We start from the raw sequence: 16,090 nt of genomic DNA on the forward strand, positions 1-16,090 counted from the left end.
TCAGCAGGCGGCCCAGGGTGGATTTGCCGCTGCCGGAACCGCCCACGATCGCGACCCGGCTGCCCGGTGTCATGCTCAGCGAGAGGTTCTTGATGTCTCAGTGTCGGCGAGATGCTGGAGCGGTCCGCGATCGAGCGGGTGATGGTGCTGGCCCAGACGCGGGAACCCGCGCATGACATGCTCATCGTGACCAATGACCACGTCCGGCCGGTCTGGCGCGACGGGCTGATAACCCTGCTGTGCATGCCCGCCGCGGGTGGACGCCTGATGCCGGCCGAAGTACCGAACCCGACGCCATGCTGCGCGGATCACAGCTGAGTACGGTGAACCGCGCTCATGGTCCGCACGGCCGACCAGCGCATCCCGCTCAGCCGGCGACAGGTCCACGACCGTCCCGAACCCGCGCCTCAGGACACGACAACGCCTCCCTTTGATGGGCGGCCGTTTCACCAGCCGGTATAAGCGACAGCGGGCCCGCCGCGATGAGCACGAAGCGATCGCGGACGGGCCCGCCACTGCCTTCTCCTCCCGCGAGGAGGCCGCCGTCAGGCGACGCTGGACGCTGTCGCGGTCCAGGTGTTGCACGCGCCCGGAGAGGCTTTGTCGAAACCGCGCTGCAGCCAGGCGGCCCGGTTCCTGCTCGTGCCGTGGGTGCGCTCCGCGTCGTCGATCTCCTCATCGCCGCTACGCCCGAGGAGGTCAACGGCTTCCGCCCAGTCCTCGGCCGTGTACTGCTGCGAGGGCCAGATGCTCGCCATGAACGCCCCCGCCAGGCACTCGGCCTGCAGTTCCATGCGACGGCTGCGCTCCAGCGCCTTTGCCTTGGTACGGACCGGCGTCTGCCCGGCGACCAGTATGCCGGTGAGGTTCTGCACATGGTGGGCGTACTCATGCGCGATCAGTAGCAGGAGGTCCGGATCCGCCGGGTTCTGAATGGCGTAGTCGTTGACTCGGATGACCATCTGCCGCTGGTCGGGGCAGTACAGGCCGACGACATATTCGGGCCAGCGCGCCTCGCACGCGCTGGTGGACTTGGTGAGGAACTGGACCGCCGGCTTCTTGAACGGCAGGCCGGCCTTCTTCAGCTGCGCGGACCACGAGGCGTTCAGGCAGCCGAGCATCGCGGTCAGGTGCTTTTTGGCGGCGCCGAAGCTGGCGAAGTCATCCGGGTGGCGGCCACAGGGCACCGTCATCTTGCCGCTGCGGTACAGCGGGTTGTGGGTCAGCGCCTTGGATCCGGTGGGAACCGGACCGCCGGCGGTGCGGGCAGTGCCGACATTGGCATGGGCGGTGCCGGTGAGCAGCAGACCGACCAGTGCCCCGGCCAGCAGGACGATACGAGGGGTACGCATGATGCCGAACTCTACAGAAACGGCGATACGGGCCAACAGGCTTTTCTCCTCGCTGCGCCGTCCTGTCGGCGATTACCTCGGCGTCTGGGCACCCGGCTCAAGCGGCCGACGTCCACTCCCGCCGTGACCGGGGCCAGCCGCCTGATCATGGCGTTGAGAGACTTCCACCGACCGGCGCCCGAGCGATCACCCTTCGGCCCGGCAGGTGGCTGAGGCTGCTGACCGAGCCTCTCTTGCCTGTGGCCGGATGTGGTGGCGGCCGATGGGGAGCATCAGCGGGCGGCCGGAGACGGGGTCTTCGATGATGCGGCTGTCGAGGCCGAAGACGGTGCGGACGCTGTCTTCGGTGAGGACCTCGGCCGGGGTGCCGGAGGCGTGGAGGCGGCCGTCGGCCAGGGCGATGAGGTTGTCGGCGTAGCGGGCGGCGAGGTTGAGGTCGTGCAGGACCATCACGATGGTGGTGCCGCGGGTGTGGTTCAGGTCGGTCAGCAGGTCGAGGACTTCGACCTGGTGGCTGGCGTCGAGGAAGGTGGTGGGCTCGTCGAGGAGGAGCAGGTCGGTCTGCTGAGCCAGCGCCATGGCGATCCAGACCCGTTGACGCTGGCCGCCGGACAGCTCGTCGACGGCGCGGTCGGCGAGGTCCGTCGTCTGCGTGGCCTCCAGGGCGGCCGCCACCGCGGCGTCGTCCTTGTCGTTCCACCGGGAGAAGATCCCCTGGTGGGGGTGGCGGCCGCGGCCGACCAGGTCGAGCACGGTGATGCCCTCGGGCGCGACCGGCGACTGGGGCAGCAGTCCGAGCGTGCGGGCCAGTTCCTTGGCCGGCATGCGGTGCACCTGTCTGCCGTCCAGGACGACATGGCCCTCGCGGGGTGCGAGCAGCCGGGACAGGGAGCGCAGGAGGGTCGACTTCCCGCAGGCGTTCGCGCCGACGATCACCGTGATCTCGCCGGGCGGCACGACCAGGTCGAGGGACTCGACGACGACGCGGTCGCCGTAGCCGAGCGTGAGGCCCTCGGCTACGAGGGAGTGGGACGTGGTCACAGCGAGCCTCCGGCCCGATGGGTGCGGACGATCAGGTAGACGAGGTACGGCGCCCCGAGGACGCCGGTGACGACGCCGACCGGGTAGCGGACGTCGAACGCGAACTGGCCGGCGAAGTCTGCGACGAGGACCAGGAGGGCGCCGACGAGCCCGGCGGGCACGAGCAGAGAGCCGCCGGGGCCGAGCAGCCGGGCCGCGATGGGGCCGGACAGGAACGCCACGAACGCGATCGGGCCGGCCGCCGCCGTGGCGAAGGCGATCAGGCCGACGGCGGTGACGATCACCATGACGCGGGTGCGTTCGACACGGACGCCGAGGGCGGAGGCGGTGTCCTCGCCGAGCTGCATCATCGACAGGTCGCGGGACAGGGACAGCAGGACGGGGGTGAGGACGACCAGCGCGACGAGGGCGGGCAGGGTCTGCTCCCAGGTCACCCCGTTGAGGCTGCCGGTCAGCCAGCGCGTGGCCTCCTGGAGGTCCCATTCGGCGGCCCGGGACAGGACGTAGGAGGTGATGCTTTCGAGCATCGCAGAGATCCCGATGCCGATCAGGATGAGCCGCGTGCCGACGACGCCGTCCCGGAACGCCAGGATGTAGATCAGCAGGGCGACGGCGAGGGCGGAGACGATGGCGAGGAACGACACCTGGGTCCCGCCGAGGGACAGCGACACGATCGCGATGGCCGCCGCGGCGCTCGCGCCCCAGCTGATGCCGATGATGTCGGGGCTGGCCAGCGGGTTGCGGAGCATCGTCTGGAAGGTGACGCCGGCCAGGCCGAAGCTGAATCCCGCGACCACGGCGAGGACGGTCCGCGGCAGCCGGAGCCGCCCGACCGTGAAGGACGCGCCCGGCACCTGCTCGCCGAGGATGACGTTGATCACGTCGCGGGGCGGGTAGAAGGTCTGCCCGAACATCAGGGTCATGGCGAACCCGGCGACGACGAGCACCGCCAGCGTCAGGACGACGATGCGGCGCCGGGAGGCGCTCCGGCGACGGCCGCGGGCGACGGCCGCGGGCGACGGCCGGGGGGCGGCGGGGGCGCCGCGGTGCTCGTTGGTTCGCTCGCGCACAGCCCCCTCCTTCGTCGGGACTGCGAGCGCAGCGCTGCTGTGCTTTTTGGTTCGCTCGCTACGCTCGCTCACAGCTCACGCACCTTCTGGCGGCGGACGATGTGGATGAAGAACGGGGCGCCGATCAGCGCCGTCACGATGCCCACCTCGATGTCCTCGGGGCGCGCCACGATACGGCCGACGACGTCGGCCGCGGTGAGCAGGGCCGCGCCGACCAGGGCGGAGAACGGCAGCAGCCAGCGGTGGTCCACGCCGACGAGCAGGCGGCACGCGTGCGGGACGACGAGCCCCACGAAGGCGATCGGCCCGGCGACGGCCGTCGACGCCCCGCACAGCACGACGGCGCCGAGGGCAGCCGTGGCCCGGACGACGGCCACGCGCTCGCCGAGCCCGGCGGCGAGTTCGTCGCCCAGAGCGAGCGAGTTCAGCGCCCGCGCGGACAGCAGGCATACGACGAGGCCGACGGCGAGGAACGGCAGGACCTGCCCGATGCGCTCGTAGGACGCGCCGCCGACCCCGCCGATCTGCCAGAGCTTGAAGCCCCCGGCGATGTCATTGCGGGGCAGCACGACGGCGCTGACCAGGGACGCGAAGGCCGCCGACGTGGCGGCGCCGGCGAGCGCGAGTTTGAGGGGCGTGGCCCCACCACGCCCGAGGGACCCGACGGTGTACACGAACACGGCCGAGACGGCGGCCCCCGCCATCGCGACCCAGATGTACCCGGTCGGCGACGTGAGCCCGAAGAACGCGACGGCGGTGACGACGGAGAGCGACGCGCCCATGTTGACGCCCAGGATCCCCGGGTCGGCCAGCGGGTTGCGGGTCACGCCCTGCATGACACCGCCGGCGAGGCCGAGCGCGGCGCCGATCACCACCGCGAGCAGGGTGCGCGGTATCCGCTTGGCGACCGCCGCCTGTTCGAGGGAGTCCTCCGCGCCGCCGAGCGCGGCCCAGACGTCGGACCAGGCGACGTCGCGCGAGCCGAGGGCGACGGAGGCCACCATGAGCACGGCCAGGACGCCGACCGCGACGAGCAGCCACAGAACCCGGACGCGCGCCGGACGCCGCACGAGGGCGGCGTCCGGCAGGCGGTCGGTGTCGACCGACGTCACTTGACCTTGTCCGCGGCCTCGGCGAGCGCCTTGGCGTAGTCCTCCAGCACCCACGAGATCGACAGGGGGGTCGGGTTCGCGGCGGTGCCCAGGGGCGTGCTGCCGGGCAGGAGGTACACCGAGCCGCGCTTGACGGCGGGGATCTTCGACAGCAGCGGGTCCTTGCGGAGCGTCTCGAACAACTCGCCCTTCTCGTCGCCGTATCCGGTGATGATGTCGACGTCGTCGAACAGGTCGATCTGCTCCGCGCTCCGGGTCAGGGCGAACTTGTCGGTGCCCTTGGACGCCTCGGCGATGCTGCCCGGGATCGTCAGCCCGAGGTCCTCGAAGAACAGCGTGCGGGTGTCGTGCGTCGTGTAGAAGCCGACCTCGCTCACGTCGTTGGGGTCGACATGCGTCATGAACATCGCCGACTTGCCCTTGAGCTGCGGGTACTTCGCGACGACCTGGCTGATGTCACCCTCGATGTCGGTGATGAGCTTCTCGGCCTCGTCGGCGAGACCGATGGCCTTGCTGTTCATCCGGATGATCTCGCGCCACGGGGTCGCCCACGCGGCGTCCGGGTAGGCCACCACCGGAGCGATCTTGCTCAGGGTCTCGTAGTCCTGCTTGGTCAGGCCCGAGTAGGCGGCCAGGATCACGTCCGGCTTCGTGTCGGCGACGGCCTCGAAGTCGATGCCGTCGGTCTCGTCGAACAGGACGGGCTTCTCGGCCTTGAGTTCCTTCAGGCGCTCGTCCACCCAGGGCAGGAGCCCGTCGCCGTCGTCGTCGCCGAAGTTCGCGGCGGCCATGCCGACCGGGACGACGCCGAGGGCCAGCGGCGCTTCGTGGTTGGCCCAGTTGACCGTGGCCACCCGCTCCGGCTTCGCCTGGATGGTGGTCGTCCCCAGCGCGTGCTGGATCGTCATGGGGAAGGCGCTCGTGCTGCTGCTCGTGCTGCTGCTCGCGCTCTCGCCCTTGGTCTCCGACGAACCGCCGCAGCCCGCGATGCCCAGCAGGACGGCCGTCACGGCGAGGATGCGAAGGCTGTATGGACGCTTCAATCCGTACTCCACTCTCAGAATTCCGCGGGTTCCGGCCCTCGCACGTCTGGATCGCGGTCCTGCGTTCGTGGAGCGGTACACCGTACTGCCGCAAGCCCTCGACTTAGTTAGGTAAGGCTTGCCTTGTTCGGAACCCTAGGAGAAATGACCGAGTTGTCGCAATAGCCCTTTTGAGACAGCTGTTGTCGAGATCGGGACACGGAGACCGGGCGACGACCCCGCAGGCGGTGCGTGCACGAGGGCGCGACACATCCACAAGACCTGCGCCGCGTCCGGAAGGCGGCCTTCGGCGTCCCGGAGTCTCAGCGCGCTCGGAACGCTCCCGGTGTCAGTCCGGTCGTCCGCCGGAAGGCCGCGCCGAACGCGCTCGCCGAACGGTAGCCGACCTCCTCGGCCACGACGTCGACCTCCCAGCCCTGGGTGAGCAGCGCGACCGCGTGCTGGGCGCGCACCGCCGCGATCCAGCGCGCGAAGCTGGTGCCCGTCTCCGCGTTGAAGGCACGGGTGATCGTGCGGGCGCTCACGCCGAGGCAGGACGCCCAGTCCGCCAGCGTCCGCGGATCGCCCGGATCCTCCCGGACCGCGTCAGCGATCGGGCGCAGCAGGTCGGAGGTGGGCATGTGCAGGAGCAGTTCGCGCGAGGAGGGGATGAGCACGTCGAGCACCATCGCCTCGGTCACCGCTCGCGAGTCGGAGGACAACTCAGTGTCGGCGAGCCGCTCCAGCAGCAGCCGGAGCAGCGGGGTGATCTCGACGCCGACGGGCGTGGGGAAGATCGGGGTCATGGTGCCGAAGCCGAAGAAGTTGGCGCGGCACCAGGTGCCCGCGATCGCCGAGCCGGAGTGCAGCGTGCCCGCGGGCATCCACAGGCCCAGGGCGGGGGTGACCGTCCAGACCCGTGCCCCCACCACGGCCGTGGACGCGCCCCGCTCGTTCCAGAGCAGTTCGTGGAAGGGGTGGGAGTGCTCGTTCCAGGTGGTGTCGTGGGCGATGATCTCGCTCCAGCCCAGGATCACGAACGGCACCTCGACCGGTCCCGCCGCGAGGGCGGGCAGCATGCGGGTCTCCCTGATCATGGGAGGACGCGGTGGGACGCGAGCGGCATTCCCCCACCCTAGGGCCCGTCCTGCGGATCATGAGAGCCGGTCGGCGTTACCGGCGAGGGTGGTCGATCGCCAGGTCCGCGAGCCGTGGGTCGACCTCGGGAAACGAGCCGTCGCCGAACAGGATCCGCGCCGCCAGGGCACGACCGGCACGACCGCGTAGCACGGTCACCGCCGCCTCTGCCGCAGCGGGGGATCGGATGCCGGCGAACACGCGGCGCAGCAACAGCCGGCCTCGGAACCGGGTCCGCAACGCGTCCCCGTCGTACCGGCTCAGCATGCGTTGGTCGCCGGTACGCAGGTACCCGGCGGTGACCGCCGCGGCCAGTTCGGACATGCGTAAGCAAGGGTCCAACCCACCGGCCGTCAGCGGCGACACCGCGCCCGCCGCGTCTCCGACGAGCAGCCCGGCGGGGCACGCCAACCGTCGCAGCACACCGCCGACCGGGATCGGACCGCCTCGCCGCTCGACCGGACCGGCCGGCGCCACGCGGCCAGGCGCATCCGCGGCGAAAGCGTCCAGCAGGTGGCGGATACCGGTGCGCATCGCGTTCGGATATCCCGCGACGCCGACATGCGCATGCCGGCCGTCGTCGATCACCCATCCCAGGTACCCCGGAGCGACCCGGGGGTCCAGCACGCAGTGGAACGCCGGGGTGGTCGTGCCCGGCGCGATCGGGTGGACGATCTCGGCACCGACGAGGAAGCGCCGGTTGACATCAAGGCCGAGATCACGGGCCACCCGGGAGCGGGCGCCGTCCGCGCCGACGATGAACCGGGCCGTCACCGGTTCCGCATCCGCGAACCGCACAAAACCCATCGACGCGTCGACATACCGTACGCCCAGGAGGACCCGTGCCCCGGCCGACTCCGCCACGCGGCGCGCGTGCTCGTAGACGGCCGCCATGTCGGCCACGCGGTACTCGTCCCGGTCGCTGGTGAGCCGGATCGGCGCCCGCCGCGACGGCGGATACAGCAGCACGTCCCGGACACCCGGCCCGAGCAGGTGATCCGGCACGTCGAAGTCATCGAGGGTGCGGCGCACGAAGATCCCTGTCGTGCGGATGCCCGCCGAGAGCGACCTGCGACGGTCGACCACCAGCACGTTCAGTTCCCGTCGCGCGAGCAGGCGGGCTGTGCGCAGGCCGGCCAGTCCCGCACCCACGACCAGTACATCCACTCTCCGCATACCTTGCGACGGTAGGGGCGATGCCTCATCCGTACGATGGTCTGCACGCTACCTGTCCCATACCTCCACACCGTCGCCACATTCGAGACCGTGGATTGCTCCCCTGCCGAGAGGTGGCTGTGAAACCGGCCACGGTGATTGTTCTCTCGCTCGGCATTTCCCTTACATCCACCGCGCCCCTGATCGCCGGACGCATCTGGGTCACGTCCGTGGGCGTGACCGATAAGTCGGCCCGCCGGGCGATTCCGGGGCCGGCCTCGGCACCACGTGCTGCGTACTCCGCACCAGCGCGACATGAAGCGCCTGTTCGATCCGCATGGACTGTTCGGCCGCTGAGCGCCGATGCCGGGGAACGCGTCAGTGGGCCGGCACGGCCCGCCTGCGGAACACCGAGCCTCCCCTGCAGGCCGGACACCGGCGATGTGACATCGGACGGGATCCCCCTTCCAGCCGTCTCAAGAACGACCCCTGGTGGGGTGTTCACAAGTAGGCCTGGCCTGGTGCGAGGGTTCGGAATCCAACGGTTTGAGCACCCCACTATCGTTGCAGTAAGCGAACAGAGCACACTTACACTCCCCGCATGAACGTCGACGTGATCGTCATCGGAGCAGGTCCGACCGGCCTTGCGCTTGCCGCCGAACTAGGCCTGGCCGGGCTGTCCACCCTCGTGGTGGAACAGATGGCCGAGCGCAGCGGTCAGTCCAAGGCTCTTGGGCTGCAACCCCGTACCGCCGAACTGCTGGAGTTGCGCGACCTGTTCGCGCCACTGATGGAACGCGCGATCGAACGAATCCCTGGCGGACACTTCGCGGGAATGCGCCTCGACCTGAAAGCCTTGGATACCCGCCACCCTTACATGATCGGCATTCCACAGGGCCGAGTCGAGGCTCTGCTCGAGGCTCGCGTGACGGAGCTGGGCATCAAGATCATGCGTGGTCATGAACTGACCGAGTTGTCACAGCACGCCTCCGGTGTCACCGCGAGAGCAGGAGAACTGCACATTCACGCCGACTACCTGGTCGGGTGCGACGGCGGCCGGAGCACTGTGCGCCGACTGCTGGGGGTGGACTTTCCCGGTCTGGAGGGGCGGCTGGCCATGGTGGTCGCCGACATCACGCTCAGCAGCGCAGCACCGTCGGCATGGGAACTGCCGGTCATGACCCCGTCTCCGACCGGCAGGTCCTACCTGGCACCGCTCGGAGACGGTGTACATCGGCTGCTGTTCTACGGCCCTGAACAGCAGGAATTGCCCAGGGATGCGCCCATCACGCCGGAGGAGGTGAGCCGGGCACTGGCCGCAGAGTTCGGCCCGACGGTCAAGCTGTCCGGCATTCGGTGGGCGTCCCGCTTCACTGACGCCTCCAGGCAGGTGGAGCAGTACCGGCACGGGCGAGTATTTCTGGCCGGGGACGCCGCCCACATCCATTCACCGATGGGAGGGCAGGGACTGAACCTGGGCGTACAGGATGCCTTCAACCTCGGATGGAAGCTGGCGGTGCGGCTTCGCCACGGCGGTGACGACGAACTACTCGACACCTACCACCGCGAACGGCACCCGGTGGCGGCGAGGGTTTTGGCCAACACACGTGCGCAGTCGGTGCTTCTGGAGCCGAAAGAGGAGCACCTCGCACTGCGCGGCATCGTAGCCGAGTTGCTACGCGTACCCGCGGCCAACCAGGTCATCGCGGGCATGCTGGCCGGGACGGACATTCGCTATCCGCTGCCGGGGCCGGGGCATCCGTTGCTGGGCATGCGCCTTGCCGATGCGCCCGTGATGGCCGACGGACGCGGGCTGCTGATGACCGGCGCCGGGCAGGACATGCTGGTCAAGGCGGCAGCACCGTGGTCGGGACGGATCCGCCACCTGCAGCGAGGACAAGGCGAGGCGATGTTCCTGCGGCCCGACGGCCATGTGGCATGGGCCGGCAGCGACCCGGCCGCCCTGGTGACGGCCCTGACCATGTGGGCCGGCCACGCCTGAGAGGCGCCCGTTCGTTCAATGGCCGGTGGTAACCGTAGGCGGAAGTCGTACGATTTGCCACCATGAGGTCGCGAGTGACGGCGCTGGCCGCCTGCTTGATCACGTTGGGCTGTGCCGCGCAGCCCCCGCTCGCCGCGCCGGCCCCCTCGCCGTCGAGCACGCCCACCGTGTCGGCCCCTTCGGCATCGGCCACACCTACCACGGAGATCTCCGAGAGGTGGGTCCAAGTCCCCGGTCTGTCCACCGACACCGCGTGGGAGCGTGGCCTGCGCGACGTGACCGCTGTCGGTCCCGAGCTGGCGTGGGCGATCGGGTACACCGGCTGGGAGGACAGCGTGAGGACGTCGCTGCGTACCTGGGACGGGTCACGGTGGCGCGCGGTGCCCGTCGAGGATGCTCTGGGCGGCCTGGCGAGCATCGACTCCGACGGGCCGCGCAACGCGTGGATGCTGGGCGGAGGTTTCGACGAGGCCCTGGCCCAGCACTGGGACGGGCACGCCTGGCGGCGGTACCGGCTCTCTGGGTACGGGCGGGACGTGGCCGTGGACGGCCGCCGGGTGGTCGTGATCTCGGACACTGCGGTACTGACCTGGAACGGCACCGCCTTCGTCACCGAAAAGGTGCTCGGCGGCGAGGAGACCAGGCTGGTCGCGGTGGACAGCGGCGCCGGTCACACCTGGGTCGCCGGGATGCGGGACTCAGTGCGGCCCGTGATCTGGCACGGGCACAACGGCGGGTACGAGGAGACCACGCTGCCCGAGGGCATCCTCACCACGATCTTGCAGATCAGCCCCGACGACGTCTGGGCGGTGGGCGGCATCGGCGAGCGGCCCCTGGTGCTGCACTGGAACGGCCGATCCTGGGAGCGGCCCACCATCCCGCCGTGGAAGGGCGAGCTGCAGAGCGTGACCGCGTTCGGGCCTGACGACGTCTGGTTCGCGGGCGAGGACCACGACGAGCCCGGTGGGGTCTCGGTCCTGCACTGGGACGGCCGGAACTGGACGAAAGAGGTGCCCCCGCCGGGCGGGGAGGGGCACCGCGCACTGATCGAGCGGATCCCCGGCACTTCCCAGCTGTGGCTGATGGTCGACGTGGCCAACGGTGATTCCGAGTCGATCGTCACCTTCCGCCGGGAATAGCGGAGCCGGCCTGGTCGGGTGGCTGTCGGAGCCGGGCGGCCGGCGGGCGGCACGGTCCTGCCCGGGACGCTCGTGCTCCTGGGCACGGGGGTCGCCGTCGTCCTGACCCGCCTGATCGGCACGCGGGTGGCCAAGCCGGGGCAAGCCTGAGGCGTGCTCACCGCTTGGGCGGCTTGCGGTACGTGACCGGCTTGTCCCCCTTCCCGGGGAACGCCATGATCAGCAGACGTTGGCCGCCCCCTTGCTCTCCCTTCCATTTGAACCAGTCGTAGTGCACCCGGATCCGGTAGTGACCCGCACGGCCGTTGAGTGACAGGTCGGGAAATTCGGTGCCGCTCAGATCGTCCCTGAGCACGATCTCGCCGGTGGGGCTCTCGTAGCCGACCTCGGCGACGTGCTCCCAGCCCTTGGTCTCCACCGGCGGGCGGCGGGAGTAGGTCTCCAGCGTGACGCAGAGGTCGAAGTCGGAGTGCGTCAGGATCATCAGGCGGCCGGGGAGGGCGGCCACCAGGCCGGCGTCCTGAGCCTGCTCGAGCAGGCCGTCCTCGAACGGGTCCCCGCCGTCCTCGGTCGGCTCGTACGTCTCCACGACCCCGTAGTCCGTCCACTGGGGTTCCTTCATGCGGATCACCTTGGCCGGTTTGATGAGCGGGCGGTGGCGCGGGCTCGAGTCGCACATACGCTGCGCGTCGGCCTGCCACTCCTGCATCTCCCGGTCCCGTTCAGCGGCCGCGGCCTTGACCACGGTGCTGGCGCTGGGGCAGATCTCCGCGAGCGGGTAGGTCAGGTCATTGCGCTTCAGCCCCTCCGTCGCCTGAAGGCGGGCGACCTCCTGGGGATCGTTGCGGGTGTAGATGCCGCACAGCCAGCGGGCGCGGACGAGGATCACGGCGTCGGGCGTGGTGGCGGCGAACTTGATCAGGTTTCCCTGCCGGAGGGAGCACACGAATCGCTGGTCCCGGGTGAGCTTGGGTTCCTCGGGCTCGCCCCTCCATGTCTCGCGTGGGTTGCAGTCCTCGGCTGCGGTGACCGGGCTGCGGGCCTGGTCCGCCACGGGCACGAACCCGAGCGCGACCAGCGTGGCGAGCCCGGCCGGCAGCACGTGGTGGCGTACGCGCCGGGTGGGCGCGGCCGGGTACAAGAACAGCAGGAGCAGGGCGGAGGCGAGCAAGGCCGCGCTGTACCACAACGGTGAGATGCCGAAGAAGATCTCACCGTCCTTCCCCTGGGTGAACAGCCCCTCCGGGTAGATCTGCGTGCCTTCGTAGAAGAAGTCGCCGAAGTCCCCTGACACCGGTGTCGCCGTGAGCGCGCTGACGAAGCCCACGGCCGCGGCGATGGTCAGCGTCAGCGTCGCAAACCGCACGAGGTGGCGGGTCCGGCGCAGAACGGCGGCCAGGATCAGCAGCGCGGGACCGCCGACACCGACGAAGACGTCCAGGGCGAGCCATGTCAGAGCATGCCCGCTGCCGCCGTCCACACGGACGAACTGCTCGATCGCGCCTCTGGGGCCGATCCAGAGGTACCTGCCGTACGCGAGGTTGACGGCGGCGGGGATCAGCGGGAGCACGATCGCCACGGTGGGCAGCGGCCACCACCTGGCCGCCGACCGCGCCGGCGCCTGTCCTGGGACCGGCTGCGGAAGGGGGTTCGCCAGCTCGTGGGCGGTCCTGGCATTCCACACCAGCCCGAAGACGCTGACAGCGCCGAGAAGCGCATAGACCGTGAGGATGTGGGGGAACCCGTTGCCGCCGAAGGAGACGATCCCGCTGGGCTGGAGGACGGACACCACCTGCGAGATGACGCCTATCCGGACGGTCGCCGCGCTCCAGCGGGGATCCCTGGCCTGGGCGGTCAGGATCGACACGGACCACGCCAGCCAGACATTGCCGTACCCTCCGGCAAGGGTGAAGATCTGCGCGGCGAAATCCAGGTCGAAGGCGTCCATGACGTCCTGGCCGATGCCGCTCGCGCCGGCGATGGTCCCGACGACGAGTGAGAACAGCCGCAGCCTGCGGGAGACGATGTCACGGAGCACCAGGAAGAACAGCCAGACGATGGCCAACTGCACGAAACCGGAGGCGATCCCCGTCACCGACCAGAACCAGTAAATCTCCAATGCGAGAATCAGCGGGATGCTGGCGATGCTGAGCAGGCCGTAGCCGACGCCGAGGTACAGGGCGAGCCGCAGCAGGCCAACCTTCCTGCCCCGGTGTGTCAGCTCGCCGCGGGCGCGCCCGCGCAGCACCTGCCACAGGGCCCACGCCTGGAGCGCCCCGATGAGGATCAGGACAAGCGCCAGCCCCCACGGGACGGTGAACGTGTCTTTGCCGGGGCCGAAGAACCAGTCCATGCCGGAGTCGCGGGTGACGACCTTCCAGAGGACGTCGCCCCGGTCGGCGGTCAGCGCGAAGACGCCCAGCACGGCGACCGCGGCGAGGTAGCCGAGCGCGATCAGGGCGGCGATCCTGCCGAAACGGTAGCGACGCATGGCCATCTCTTGAGGGCGGAGCGGTCAAAGCGCCTAACCTTAGCGAGTCGCCATGAAGTTGATCAAGACGTGGCGAGTGACGATGTCAGCGGCTTCGTCGTCCTGCCCCGCAGGTGGGTGGTGGAAAGGTCGTTGTCGTGGATCTTCCAGTGCCGGCGCTGCGTACGCGACCATGAACGGTTATCCGAGCATCACGAAGCCATGGTGCTGTGGTCGATGATCATTCTCATGGGGCGGCGGCTCTCCCGATTCAGCTCGCGTGAGTCGCCTTAACGATCGATTTGTTCACGGGCACTCAGACCCCATGATTTCTTACCCTGGAGCGAGACGGCTTGCAGTGGCCATCAGCCTTCGACCCGGTCGACCCCTGCGGGCGCAACGTCGTCGACCGCGGGTTCTGTGCGGGAAGGCTCGCTGTTGACGCGAACAGACGGTCATCTCACCGAGCTCACCGCTGGATCCCGCCGTGAGACGGCCGATGAGGGCCGGCGCGCACGTGCGCACGCATCCCTTGCAGGCCGAACAGGATGAGAAGCTCGACCACGCCGCCGTCGGCGCTGCCCAGCCAGTGCGGCAAGGACGTGTCGAACTCGGCTGCCTCACCGGGCGGCAACGTCAGGTCGCGCTCGCCGAGCACCAGCCGCAGGCGACCGTTGAGCACGTACAGCCATTCGAAGCCTTCGTGAGTCTGTGGGGTCGGTTCGAGCGGTTCCGGCCGAGCGGGGATGATCATCTTGAACGCCTGCGTACCGCCCGGCCGCCGGGACAACGGAACGAAGATCATCCCGAACCGCCGGATCGGCTTCAGGTGGATCCGGGGGTCGCCTGTGCGCGGGGCACCGACGAGGTCGTCCAACGGAACGTCGTAGGTACGGGCCAGCGGCAGCAGCAACTCCAGGGTCGCCCGGCGCTGCCCGCTCTCCAGCCGGGACAGGGTGCTCTCCGACACCCCGGTCGTCGCCGCGAGGTCGGCGAGGGTGATGCCGCGGTTACGACGCAGCGCACGCAGCCGCGGCCCCACCGCGTCGAGCACGTCTTCCGTTTCATGGTCCACGAGACCATCTTGCCAAAACCGCAAGATTTCGTGCCAGATCGTGGCGAGTCCGGCAAGACTGAGCGCATCCCGACAGAAGGAGCCTCGATGAGCACCACCGATGCGGTCATGTTCTGGGAGGGCGTCTACGCGGCCCGACCCGCGGCCACCGACCCGCAGCCGAACGACCGTCTCGCCGAGACGGTCACGGGCCTGCCGCCCGGCGACGTGTTGGACCTCGGATGCGGCGACGGCGGCGACGCGCTGTGGCTCGCCCGCCGGGGGTGGCACGTCACCGCCGTCGACATCTCGGCCGTGGCGGTCGAGCGGCTCGCCGGCCTTGCCCGCTCACGCGGCCTGGGCGACCGGGTCATCGCCGAGCGGCATGACCTGCACGAGTCCTTCCCGCAGGGCGGGTTCGACCTGATCTGCGCCCACTACCTGCACACCCCCTTCGACCTGGACAGGGCAACCGTCCTGCGCGCGGCCGCGCACGCGCTGCGCCGGGGCGGGCGGCTGCTGGTCGTCGACCACGGCTCGACCGCGCCGTGGTCGTGGAACCAGGATCCCGACGTCCGGTACCCGACCCCGCGGGAGGTCGCCGCGGGTATCAATCTGGACCCGGCGACATGGACGGTCGAGCGGGCCGACACACCCCGCCGGATCGCGACCGGACCGGGCGGGCGCACCGCCGAGGTCACCGACCACGTCCTGCTCATCCGCCGCACCGCCTGACCCGGCCTCGGCGCCGCTCCCCATGAAGGCCACCATGCCCACCGCCTCCCGCCGCAACCACCGCGGCGACACCCCGCCGCCCCGGACCGGAAGCAGCGAGATCGAGATCCTGCGCGGCTTCCTCGACTACCTCCGGACCTCGATTGCCGCGAAGGTCGACGGTGCCCCCGAACCGCAGGTCCGAACAGCCGGAGTGCCGTCGGGCACGAACCTGCTCGGCCTGCTCAATCACCTTACTTTCGTCGAGCGCTCGACGTTCCTCGGGGACGACGTCACCGACTGGCAGGCGACGTTCCAGGCCGCGCCGGCGGACAGCGTGGCCGACGTCGTCACCCGCTACCGAAAGACGGTCGAGCGCGCGAACGAAGTTCTCGACGGGTGCACCGACCTCGGCGCACCGGTCCCCCGGCCGCGGCCGAAAAGCCCCACGCCCAGCATCCGCTGGGCACTCACCCACATGATCGAGGAGACCGGCCGCCACGCCGGCCACGCGGACATCCTCCGCGAACTGATCGACGGCGCGACCGGGCGCTGATCCACCTCCTCCAACTGCCGTTGTCGCGCCGCTTCCTCCGATCCGCGCGCACGGTGGCGACCGTTACGCTGCGGTGGTCGGGTGAGTCGTTGGCCGGCAGGCCCTCGACCAGGTAGACCGCCTCCCATAGAACTCCGCGGGAGGAAGTGACGGGGGTGCGAGAGACGGGCCGCGCCGCACAGTTGTCGAGAAGAGCCCTGAGGAAACGGACATCATGGCGGGCCCGCTGAGGCGGGCTTGCTGTCTGTTGGAGCCTCATGCGGGAC

General features: G+C 69.9%; 16 protein-coding genes and 1 pseudogene. 7 read left to right on the forward strand and 10 right to left on the reverse strand.

Annotation, left to right across the window (positions count from 1 at the left end):
• A partial coding sequence (locus tag ABZ260_RS29075; RefSeq protein WP_355624182.1) for an ATP-binding cassette domain-containing protein occupies positions 1-94 on the reverse strand: 94 nt, incomplete at its 3' end.
• A 17-nt stretch (positions 95-111) separates the two neighbouring features.
• Here ABZ260_RS29075 and ABZ260_RS29080 point away from each other — a divergent pair.
• On the forward strand, positions 112-318 hold the full coding sequence (locus ABZ260_RS29080) for a hypothetical protein (protein ID WP_355624137.1): 207 nt from the start codon (positions 112-114) through the stop codon (positions 316-318).
• Positions 319-545: 227 nt separating this feature from the next.
• Here the strand turns inward: ABZ260_RS29080 and ABZ260_RS29085 are convergent, their stop codons facing one another.
• The 7 genes from ABZ260_RS29085 to ABZ260_RS29115 form a co-directional block, all read right to left on the reverse strand.
• Positions 546-1,352, reverse strand: coding sequence for a neutral zinc metallopeptidase (locus tag ABZ260_RS29085; RefSeq protein ID WP_355624140.1), 807 nt, complete (start codon positions 1,350-1,352; stop codon positions 546-548).
• Positions 1,353-1,538: 186 nt separating this feature from the next.
• Positions 1,539-2,393 carry an ABC transporter ATP-binding protein gene (locus tag ABZ260_RS29090; RefSeq protein ID WP_355624143.1) on the reverse strand — a complete coding sequence of 285 codons (855 nt, stop codon included), beginning with the start codon at positions 2,391-2,393 and terminating at the stop codon, positions 1,539-1,541.
• On the reverse strand, positions 2,390-3,463 hold the full coding sequence (locus tag ABZ260_RS29095) for an iron chelate uptake ABC transporter family permease subunit (protein WP_355624146.1): 1,074 nt from the start codon (positions 3,461-3,463) through the stop codon (positions 2,390-2,392). Before ABZ260_RS29095 ends, ABZ260_RS29090 begins: the two co-directional genes overlap by 4 nt.
• Positions 3,464-3,531: 68 nt before the next feature.
• Entirely contained in the window at positions 3,532-4,575 is a 1,044-nt protein-coding gene (locus tag ABZ260_RS29100) for an iron ABC transporter permease (protein WP_355624149.1), read from the reverse strand.
• The gene (locus ABZ260_RS29105; protein ID WP_355624152.1) at positions 4,572-5,618 is read right to left on the reverse strand and encodes an iron-siderophore ABC transporter substrate-binding protein; all 1,047 of its coding nucleotides are present in this window, start codon (positions 5,616-5,618) and stop codon (positions 4,572-4,574) included. The genes ABZ260_RS29100 and ABZ260_RS29105 overlap by 4 nt, the downstream gene beginning before the upstream one ends.
• Positions 5,619-5,920: 302 nt before the next feature.
• Entirely contained in the window at positions 5,921-6,694 is a 774-nt protein-coding gene (locus ABZ260_RS29110; protein WP_355624155.1) for an AraC family transcriptional regulator, read from the reverse strand.
• Between the two features lie 76 nt (positions 6,695-6,770).
• Positions 6,771-7,910: an NAD(P)/FAD-dependent oxidoreductase gene (locus ABZ260_RS29115; protein WP_355624158.1), complete on the reverse strand. Its 1,140-nt coding sequence runs from the start codon at positions 7,908-7,910 to the stop codon at positions 6,771-6,773.
• A 580-nt stretch (positions 7,911-8,490) separates the two neighbouring features.
• Between ABZ260_RS29115 and ABZ260_RS29120 the strand changes: the two genes are divergently transcribed.
• The 3 genes from ABZ260_RS29120 (at position 8,491) to ABZ260_RS29130 (ending at position 11,180) form a co-directional block, all read left to right on the forward strand.
• On the forward strand, positions 8,491-9,891 hold the full coding sequence (locus ABZ260_RS29120; protein ID WP_355624161.1) for an FAD-dependent monooxygenase: 1,401 nt from the start codon (positions 8,491-8,493) through the stop codon (positions 9,889-9,891).
• A gap of 62 nt (positions 9,892-9,953) precedes the next feature.
• Positions 9,954-11,030 (forward strand): hypothetical protein, encoded by a 1,077-nt coding sequence (locus ABZ260_RS29125; protein WP_355624164.1) that lies wholly within the window; start codon positions 9,954-9,956, stop codon positions 11,028-11,030.
• 18 nt (positions 11,031-11,048) lie between these two features.
• On the forward strand, positions 11,049-11,180 hold the full coding sequence (locus ABZ260_RS29130) for a hypothetical protein (RefSeq protein WP_355624167.1): 132 nt from the start codon (positions 11,049-11,051) through the stop codon (positions 11,178-11,180).
• Positions 11,181-11,187: 7 nt separating this feature from the next.
• Here ABZ260_RS29130 and ABZ260_RS29135 read toward each other — a convergent pair whose 3' ends face one another.
• Positions 11,188-13,521: a hypothetical protein gene (locus tag ABZ260_RS29135; RefSeq protein ID WP_355624170.1), complete on the reverse strand. Its 2,334-nt coding sequence runs from the start codon at positions 13,519-13,521 to the stop codon at positions 11,188-11,190.
• Positions 13,522-13,611: 90 nt separating this feature from the next.
• Here ABZ260_RS29135 and ABZ260_RS29140 point away from each other — a divergent pair.
• Positions 13,612-13,707 (forward strand): annotated as a pseudogene (locus ABZ260_RS29140) (IS5/IS1182 family transposase); the annotation flags it as partial.
• 262 nt (positions 13,708-13,969) lie between these two features.
• Here the strand turns inward: ABZ260_RS29140 and ABZ260_RS29145 are convergent.
• A complete protein-coding gene (locus tag ABZ260_RS29145; protein ID WP_355624173.1) occupies positions 13,970-14,575 on the reverse strand; it encodes an XRE family transcriptional regulator in 606 nt (201 codons plus the stop codon).
• Between the two features lie 87 nt (positions 14,576-14,662).
• On the opposite strand from ABZ260_RS29145, the gene ABZ260_RS29150 reads away from it, so the two are divergent.
• Complete coding sequence (locus ABZ260_RS29150) at positions 14,663-15,289, forward strand: class I SAM-dependent methyltransferase (protein WP_355624176.1); 627 nt, start codon at positions 14,663-14,665, stop codon at positions 15,287-15,289.
• Positions 15,290-15,323: 34 nt separating this feature from the next.
• Complete coding sequence (locus ABZ260_RS29155; RefSeq protein WP_355624179.1) at positions 15,324-15,824, forward strand: DinB family protein; 501 nt, start codon at positions 15,324-15,326, stop codon at positions 15,822-15,824.
• The last annotated feature ends 266 nt before the right edge of the window (positions 15,825-16,090 follow it).

Source organism: Streptosporangium sp. NPDC006013, from assembly GCF_040614275.1.
GTDB lineage: Bacteria > Actinomycetota > Actinomycetes > Streptosporangiales > Streptosporangiaceae > Streptosporangium.

Bases quoted from the DNA above. Each gene is read 5' to 3' on its own strand.
- ABZ260_RS29115 (WP_355624158.1), bottom strand. From the start codon at position 7,910: ATGCGGAGAGTGGATGTACTGGTCGTGGGTGCGGGACTGGCCGGCCTG.
- ABZ260_RS29120 (WP_355624161.1), top strand. From the start codon at position 8,491: ATGAACGTCGACGTGATCGTCATCGGAGCAGGTCCGACCGGCCTTGCG.
- ABZ260_RS29080 (WP_355624137.1), top strand. From the start codon at position 112: ATGCTGGAGCGGTCCGCGATCGAGCGGGTGATGGTGCTGGCCCAGACG.
- ABZ260_RS29125 (WP_355624164.1), top strand. From the start codon at position 9,954: ATGAGGTCGCGAGTGACGGCGCTGGCCGCCTGCTTGATCACGTTGGGC.
- ABZ260_RS29110 (WP_355624155.1), bottom strand. From the start codon at position 6,694: ATGATCAGGGAGACCCGCATGCTGCCCGCCCTCGCGGCGGGACCGGTC.
- ABZ260_RS29150 (WP_355624176.1), top strand. From the start codon at position 14,663: ATGAGCACCACCGATGCGGTCATGTTCTGGGAGGGCGTCTACGCGGCC.
- ABZ260_RS29135 (WP_355624170.1), bottom strand. From the start codon at position 13,521: ATGCGTCGCTACCGTTTCGGCAGGATCGCCGCCCTGATCGCGCTCGGC.
- ABZ260_RS29155 (WP_355624179.1), top strand. From the start codon at position 15,324: ATGCCCACCGCCTCCCGCCGCAACCACCGCGGCGACACCCCGCCGCCC.
- ABZ260_RS29085 (WP_355624140.1), bottom strand. From the start codon at position 1,352: ATGCGTACCCCTCGTATCGTCCTGCTGGCCGGGGCACTGGTCGGTCTG.